The organism is Microbacterium sp. C448 (assembly GCF_000582705.2).
GTDB classification, from domain to species: domain Bacteria; phylum Actinomycetota; class Actinomycetes; order Actinomycetales; family Microbacteriaceae; genus Microbacterium; species Microbacterium lacus_A.
This window is the reverse complement of record NZ_HG779800.1, coordinates 1-7,381: the sequence shown is the minus strand read 5'-3', so window position 1 is coordinate 7,381 and position 7,381 is coordinate 1. Positions and strand designations below refer to the sequence as shown.

7 protein-coding genes are annotated in these 7,381 nt (G+C 69.7%); 6 read left to right on the top strand and 1 reads right to left on the bottom strand.

The window, feature by feature from the left end; translation table 11 throughout:
- A partial coding sequence (locus MIC448_RS14765; protein WP_036301464.1) for a CvpA family protein occupies window positions 1-480 on the bottom strand: 480 nt, incomplete at its 3' end.
- A 233-nt stretch (window positions 481-713) separates the two neighbouring features.
- Here MIC448_RS14765 and MIC448_RS14760 point away from each other — a divergent pair.
- The 6 genes from MIC448_RS14760 to MIC448_RS14735 form a co-directional block, all read left to right on the top strand.
- Window positions 714-1,520, top strand: coding sequence for an NUDIX domain-containing protein (locus MIC448_RS14760; protein WP_081766457.1), 807 nt, complete (start codon window positions 714-716; stop codon window positions 1,518-1,520).
- A complete protein-coding gene (gene nadA, locus MIC448_RS14755; RefSeq protein ID WP_036301462.1) occupies window positions 1,517-2,851 on the top strand; it encodes a quinolinate synthase NadA in 1,335 nt (444 codons plus the stop codon). The genes MIC448_RS14760 and nadA overlap by 4 nt, the downstream gene beginning before the upstream one ends.
- Complete coding sequence (gene nadB / locus MIC448_RS14750; RefSeq protein WP_036301459.1) at window positions 2,848-4,449, top strand: L-aspartate oxidase; 1,602 nt, start codon at window positions 2,848-2,850, stop codon at window positions 4,447-4,449. Before nadA ends, nadB begins: the two co-directional genes overlap by 4 nt.
- On the top strand, window positions 4,443-5,315 hold the full coding sequence (gene nadC, locus MIC448_RS14745; RefSeq protein ID WP_036301456.1) for a carboxylating nicotinate-nucleotide diphosphorylase: 873 nt from the start codon (window positions 4,443-4,445) through the stop codon (window positions 5,313-5,315). Before nadB ends, nadC begins: the two co-directional genes overlap by 7 nt.
- Before the next feature lie 6 nt (window positions 5,316-5,321).
- On the top strand, window positions 5,322-6,491 hold the full coding sequence (locus tag MIC448_RS14740) for a cysteine desulfurase family protein (protein WP_036301453.1): 1,170 nt from the start codon (window positions 5,322-5,324) through the stop codon (window positions 6,489-6,491).
- Window positions 6,488-7,381, top strand: an 894-nt coding sequence (locus tag MIC448_RS14735; protein WP_243420051.1) for a glycosyltransferase family 2 protein, incomplete at its 3' end; no start/stop codon positions are given. The genes MIC448_RS14740 and MIC448_RS14735, both read left to right, overlap by 4 nt.

Sequence of the window (7,381 nt, the reverse complement as noted above, 5' to 3'; positions counted from 1 at the left end):
TACGGCGCCGCGCAGCTCTGCGAGTCCCGCCTGGAGGGGTCGCGGCACGATGCTCTCGATGACGGTGAGCACGCGCGACGAGGCGATCGCGGTCGAAACAATGGGCGTTCCGGTGGCCGCGAGGCCCGAGCCGACGAGCGACACGGCGAGTGCCGCGGCCACGAGCGTCAAACCGCCGCCCAGCAAACGATCGACGCCACGCAGCGGCGTACGGTCGACGCCGCGTCGCAGAGCATTGCCCGCGGCGGAACCCAGCGCCGCGCATCCGGCCAACAGCAGAAGCGTGGCCGCGATCACGGCGAGCGCGCGCCACATCGGCCAGGGCAGAGCGGCCGTCACGAAGGGCATCAGCCAGTACGCGCCGACAGCGCCGATGCCGAGTCCGACGAGGGTCCCGAGGCTCGCGAGCAAACCTCGCTGGAACCCGATGATGAGAGCGACGAGAAGCAGCACGAGCACGACGATGTCGACAACCTGCATGCGCCTGCCCCTCTCTGCCTCCGGACTCGCACAATCGAGCGGCCGGGCGCCGGACTCAGGATAATTCGCGTCGCTGAGAAGTCCCGGCAGGTTGCGACCCGCGCGCCCGCCCACGGGGCGGGGCTGCGGCGCACAACGTTTGCCTTCGAGTCGGCATGACACTAAGATCGATGGAGGTTAGAGTCACCTTGACTCGAACCAGCGTCGCCCTAGAGATGTCGAGTCAGCACACCATGAGCACAGCTCCCTCTGCCACGGCCACGGCCACGGAGTCGCAAGTGCTTGCCGCTCCCGCCGCCGAGGCCACGCGCGTCGCGGTCTCGACCGTGATCTTCACGCTGAGGCGACGCCCCGAGGATGACTCGGCTGCGCTCGTTCTGCCCCTGGTCCGGCGCACGCGCGATCCCTACGCAGGACTGTGGGCACTGCCGGGCGGATGGCTCGACACGACCGAGGGACTGGATGCCGCGGCATCCCGCACACTCGGCGAGACCACCGGTCTCTCACCGAGCTATCTCGAGCAGCTCTACGCGTTCGGAGACGTCCACCGCTCGCCCTCACGCGTCGTGTCGATCGTGTACTGGGCGCTGCTGCGTTCGGCTCAGGTCGACGCGCAAGTTGCGGCCCACGCCGCTGCCGGCGACGCCCCCGAGAACGTGGCCTGGTTCGATGCCGCCGATCTGCCGACGCTTGCCTTCGATCACAACCAGATCGTCGACTACGCGCTCTGGCGCCTGCGGAACAAGGCCGGCTACTCGCGGATCGCGCACGGCCTGCTTGCCGATGAATTCACGCTCGCCGAGTTGCGCGAGGTGTACGAGTCGATCCTCGGCCGAAAGCTCGACCCTGCCAACTTCCGGCGTCAGGTCGAGAACTCCGGAACCCTGATCCCCACCGACGGCTTCCGCACCGGCAGCCACCGCCCCGCCCGCCTGTACCGCTACAACCAGGATGTCGAGTTGGCCGAGCGCGGCCCGCTCGCCGCACCCGCTCCCGCCCCGGCACCGAGCCGCGCATCCTTCGATTCGAGGACGACATGAACGCCACTCCCCTCACCCTCAGCACGACCGCCATGCTGAACCCGTCGGTCGATCATGAGATACAGCGGATCACCGCGGGCCTCTCGGACGCCGAGACCTGCAATACCGACCTCGCCGCGGGGCCGTGGAGCTTCGACGGACGCCCGGGATACGGTCCGGGGTCATCGATGGGTGATGTGATCCCGGCCGGTTCGCCGCGCCAGGGCGAACTGCCGCTCGAGTACCGCGAGGCATCCGAGGCCGAGCTGCACGAGCGCATCCTGGCCGCCAAGCGCACACTCGGCGACCGCGTCGTGATTCTCGGGCACTTCTACCAGCGCGAAGAGGTCGTGCGGCACGCCGACTACGTGGGCGATTCGTTCCAGCTCGCGAACGCCGCCCAGGCACACCCCGAGGCCGAGTCGATCGTGTTCTGCGGGGTGCACTTCATGGCCGAGACCGCGGACCTGCTCTCGCGCCCCGAGCAGGCGGTCATCCTGCCGAATCTCGCCGCCGGATGCTCGATGGCCGACATGGCGAACATCGATCAGGTCGAGGAGTGCTGGGAGCAGCTCGAGGATGTCTACGGCCCGATGGATGCCGTGGACGCGGATGGCTTGGTGCCCGTCATCCCGGTGACGTACATGAACTCGTCGGCAGCCATCAAGGGGTTCGTCGGGCGGCACGGAGGGATCGTCTGCACCTCGTCGAACGCGCGGACGGTGCTCGAGTGGGCTTTCGCGCGCGGCCGTCGCGTGCTCTTCTTCCCCGACCAGCACCTCGGCCGCAACACGGCCAAGGCGATGGGAGTTCCCCTCGAGCAGATGCCGATGTGGAACCCGAATCGCCCGCTCGGTGGCAACGATGAGGCGACGCTCGACGACGCCCGCGTGATCCTGTGGCACGGATTCTGCTCGGTGCACCGCCGCTTCACGGTCGACCAGATCGAGAAGGCGCGCGCCGGGCATCCGGGCGTCCGCGTGATCGTGCACCCCGAGTGCCCGATGCCGGTCGTCGATGCCGCGGACGAGGCCGGATCGACCGACTACATCCGCAAGGCCATCCAGGCCGCGACCGAGCCGACAACTTTTGCGATCGGCACAGAGGTCAACCTCGTCCAGCGGCTCGCGGCCGAGCATCCGCAGCACACGATCTTCTGCCTCGATCCCGTCGTCTGCCCGTGCTCGACGATGTATCGCATCCATCCCGGTTACCTCGCGTGGGTGCTCGAGCAGCTCGTCGCGGGCGAGGTCCGCAACCGAATCACCGTCGCCGCGGACGTCGCCGAGCCCGCACGCATCGCGCTCGAACGGATGCTGGCCGCCAAGCCCGCACCGCAGGTGACGGCATGACGAGCGCGATCGTCGTCGGCAGCGGCATAGCGGGACTGACCGTCGCGCTGCACGCCGCCCGCGCGGGCATCGAGGTCACGCTCGTGACGAAAGACGTGCTCGAGCACGCCAACACGCGGTATGCGCAGGGCGGCATCGCGGGGGTCATGTTCGCCGACGATCGGGCAGCGGATCACGCGCATGACACGCTGACCGCGGCCGCGGGCCTCGGCGACCCCGCCGCAGTCGAGGTGCTCGTGTCAGAGGGGCCGGAACGCATCCGCGAACTGATCGCGCTCGGCGTCGCCTTCGACCGTGACGCGTCAGGCGACTTCGTCAAGGGCCTCGAGGCCGCGCACTCGTACCCGCGCGTGCTGCACGCGGGCGGGGACGCCACGGGCACGGCCATCGAGACCGCGCTCGTCGCAGCCGTCCGCGCCTCGGCCATGGAGATCATCGAGCACGCATTCCTCGTCGATCTCACGCTCGTCGAGGGGCGCGTGAGCGGTGTCGACCTGCTCACGACGGAGGGTCGACGGATGCTCCGGGCCGACGCCGTCGTTCTCGCGACCGGGGGCGCGGGCCAGCTCTTCGCCCACACCACGAACCCATCCGTGGCCACCGGCGACGGCATCGCCGCGGCGCTTCGGGCCGGTGCCGAGGTAACGGACCTCGAGTTCGTCCAGTTCCACCCGACGGTGTTGGCTGCGGGCGAGCCGTTCCTGATCTCGGAGGCCGTGCGTGGTGAGGGCGCGACCCTCATCGACGACGACGGTCGCCGCTTCGTGTTCGACACGCATCCCGACGGCGAACTCGCGCCGCGTGACGTGGTCGCGCGGGCCATCGCCCTCCGCATGATCGAGCAGGGTGGTCGGCCGGTCCACCTCGACGCAACACGGCTGGGCTGGACGGAACAGGGCTCGACGGAACAGGGCTCGGGAGATCAAAGCTCGACCGCATCCTTCCTGACACGTCGCTTCCCCACGATCGATGCCGCCGTGCGTCAGCGGGGTCTCGACTGGGCACGCGATCCGATCCCGGTGACCCCCGCGGCGCACTACCTGATGGGCGGGATCGTGACCGATCTCGACGGACGAACGAGCTTGCCCGGGCTGTACGCGGTCGGCGAGGCGGCGCGGACGGGCGTGCACGGCGCCAACCGGCTGGCGTCGAACTCGCTGCTCGAGGGCGCCGTGTTCGGCGCACGTGCCGCTGCCGCCCTCGCCTCGCCCCACACCCCCGCCCCCCAGCGCTCCGTTCCGCTGTCGCAGATCGACGTGCCGCGAGGCACGGAGCGTCGATCTGCGACAGCGGAGCACATGCCGTTCACGCGCGCGGCGCTGCAGCGCGTGATGTGGGAGAGCGTGGGGGTCGTACGCGACGAACATGGGCTGCGGCGAGCGCAGGGTCTCGTCGACGGATGGCTCGCTCAGCCGCGTACGCGGCGCTCGCAGGCCGAGTTCGAGAACGAGAACCTGCTGCAGCTCGCGGCCGCGACCATCCGTGCCGCCCTCGCGCGGCGCGAGTCTGTCGGCGCTCATTACCGCAGCGATGACCCGAGCCTCTCATCACACGCCCCCACTCACACCCCCGCCCTCGTCGGGAGCGCAGGATGCTGACCCGGGCCACGATCGATCGCGTCGTGTCGGCGGCGCTCGAAGAAGACGCCCCCTGGGGCGACGTCACGAGCGAGTTCCTCATCCCCTCGACCGCGGTCGCGCGTGCCGAACTGGTCGCACGCGACCACGGCGTCTTCAGCGGCGGCGAGGTCTTCACCGCGGCGTTCCGGCTGACCGATCCCACCATTCGTGTCGCCCTCACGGTCGCCGACGGTGCCGAATTCGCTCCGGGAACCGTTCTCGCGGTCGCGGAGGGACCCGCGCGGGGTGTGCTGACCGCCGAGCGCGTAGCCCTCAACTTCGTGCAACGGATGTCGGGAATCGCTACCCTCACGTCGCGCTTCGTCGCCGAGGTCGCACACACGGGCGCGCGGATCGCCGACACGCGCAAGACCACGCCGGGCCTGCGGGCTTTCGAGCGGCATGCCGTGACGAGTGGCGGGGGCCACAACCACAGGCACTCGCTCTCAGACGCTGTGATGGCGAAGGACAATCATCTGGCCGTGCTGCAGCGCAGCGGCGTCTCGGTCACGGCGGCGCTGCAGGGCGCGATCGCGCGGCTGCCGCACACGACGCATGTCGAGGTGGAGGTCGATCGGCTCGATCAGATCGAACCGGTTCTCGCCGCGGGGATCGGCACGATCCTGCTCGACAATTTCTCGCTCGAGGACCTGCGTCGTGGTGTTCAGCAGGTCGCGGGTCGCGCGCTCGTGGATGCCAGCGGCGGCGTGCGGCTCGACACGGTGCGGGCGATCGCCGAGACGGGCGTGGACATCATCTCGGTCGGCGCCCTGACGCACTCCGCATCGGCGCTGGACCTCGGGCTCGACATCCTCGTGGACGATTCGCACGAAACCGCGGACTGACACCCCATGCTCTATCTCGACAACGCAGCGACCACCCCCGTGCGGCGCGAGGCCCTCGAGGCGATGATTCCGTACCTGACGACCGAGTTCGGCAACCCCTCGAGCCACCACACGTTCGGCGAGCGTGCGGCGGCCGCGCTTGCCGACGCGCGCGGCACCGTCGCTCGCATCCTCGGGATGCGTTCGAGCGACGTCGTGTTCACCTCGGGCGGCACCGAGGCGAACAACCTGGCTGTCAAGGGCATCACGATCGCCGCGCATCTCTCCCGCCACGCCGGCAGCGCGCGCCACATCATCACGACCCCGATCGAGCATGAGTCGATCCTCGAATCCGTTGATTACCTCTGCAGGGTGCACGGGATCACGGTGACAGAGCTGCCGGTTGACGCGGTCGGCCGTGTCGATCCGGGCGACCTCGAAACGGCACTCCGCGACGAGACCGCGCTCGTGACCCTCGGGTATGCCAACAACGAGATCGGCACGATTCAGGATGTCCCGGCCCTGGCCGCCATCGCGCGCGCCCGACGGGTTCCGATCCACGTCGATGCGGTGCAGGCGGCCGGATGGCTCGACCTGTCGGCCGCGACTCTCGGCGTCGACGCGATCTCGATCGCCGGGCACAAGGTCGGCGCTCCCCCCGGAACGGGTGCGCTGGCGGTGCGGGGACGGGTTCCGCTCGAACCCCTGCTCCACGGCGGAGGCCAGGAGCGCGGCCGTCGGAGCGGCACCGAGAGCGTCGCCGGCGCGGTGGCGCTCGCGACCGCTCTCGCCCTCGCCGACGCCGAACGCGCCGAGGCGTCCGCCCGCGTCGCCGGGTTCCGTGACGTGTTCGTCGCGAAGGTTCTCGACGCGATCCCCGCGGCACGCCTGACGGGCGACCTCGTGCACCGCCTGCCCGGCACGGCCAGCTTCACCTTCGCCGGAACGAGCGGAGAGGCCGTGCTCCTCGAGCTCGAACGCCGAGGCATCGTGTCCTCGAGCGGCTCCGCGTGCGCAGCCGGCAGCGACGAGCCCTCGCACGTGCTGCTCGCGATCGGCATACCGGGCGAGGTGGCGCAGACATCCGTGCGCTTCACCTTCTCCGCACGGATCGGGACGACGGATGGCGCCGCCGATGCTCGGACGCTGGGCGACGCTGTGGCGGCCTCGGTCGCGGCCGTACAATCGGCCGCGTGAGCACCAGTCGTGTGTCAGGCAGCCGCGCGAGTATGACGACCGTTCCCGCGGGTCGCCCGGACGCGGCGCTGGTCACGCTCGTCATCGCGGGATTCGACGTGGCTCCCTACGCCCGCGAGGCACTCGAGTCCGTGCAGGCGCAAACGTTCACCGGATGGCGCGCCATCCTGATCGACGATGACTCCACGGATGGCACACGTGAGATCTTCGCGAAGGCCGCCGGTTCCGACAATCGGTTCACCTTCGTTCCGCAGCCGGAGCGTCGGGGTCTCGGCGCGGCACGCAACGCCGGTCTCGATCGCGTGCGGACCCCCTTCGTCGGATTCTTGGATGCGGACGACGTGCTCCTGCCGGGGGCGCTGGAGCGCCTCGTCGGCACCCTCGAACGCACCGGAAGCGACTTCGTGGCTGGTGCGTACGCGCGGCTACGGCCCCGATCGGGCGTGGAACATGACGCCGATATGAGCACCGCGGCGATCTCCGGCACCGCATACGAGGTCGGCGCGGTGCAATCGTGGGTCGCGGCCGCGACGGATCCCGAACGGTCGGCGACGACGATCGATAAGCACCCCGAAGCATCTGGCAACATCGTCGCGTGGTCGAAGGTGAGCCGCACGGACTTCTGGGTGCGGTCCGGGCTCCGCTTTCCCGAAGGGCGCCTCTACGAGGACCAGGTCGTGGCCCAGGCGATGTACGCCCGCGCGCGTGCATTCGACGTCATACCCGACGTGGTGGTGCACTGGCGAGTGCGGCCGGATGGCTCATCCATCACGCAGCGCGAAGCCGAACTGCCCGTGCTGCGTGATGCGCTCCACGCGATGGGTGCCGGTTTGGGCATCTTGCGCGAGGCATCCGCGACGCGAGCGGTGCAGGCTCGTGCGGCACTGAGC

Coding starts and splice junctions, on each gene's coding strand:
- nadC (WP_036301456.1), top strand. CDS start 4,443: ATGCTGACCCGGGCCACGATCGATCGCGTCGTGTCGGCGGCGCTCGAA.
- nadB (WP_036301459.1), top strand. CDS start 2,848: ATGACGAGCGCGATCGTCGTCGGCAGCGGCATAGCGGGACTGACCGTC.
- MIC448_RS14740 (WP_036301453.1), top strand. CDS start 5,322: ATGCTCTATCTCGACAACGCAGCGACCACCCCCGTGCGGCGCGAGGCC.
- MIC448_RS14760 (WP_081766457.1), top strand. CDS start 714: ATGAGCACAGCTCCCTCTGCCACGGCCACGGCCACGGAGTCGCAAGTG.
- nadA (WP_036301462.1), top strand. CDS start 1,517: ATGAACGCCACTCCCCTCACCCTCAGCACGACCGCCATGCTGAACCCG.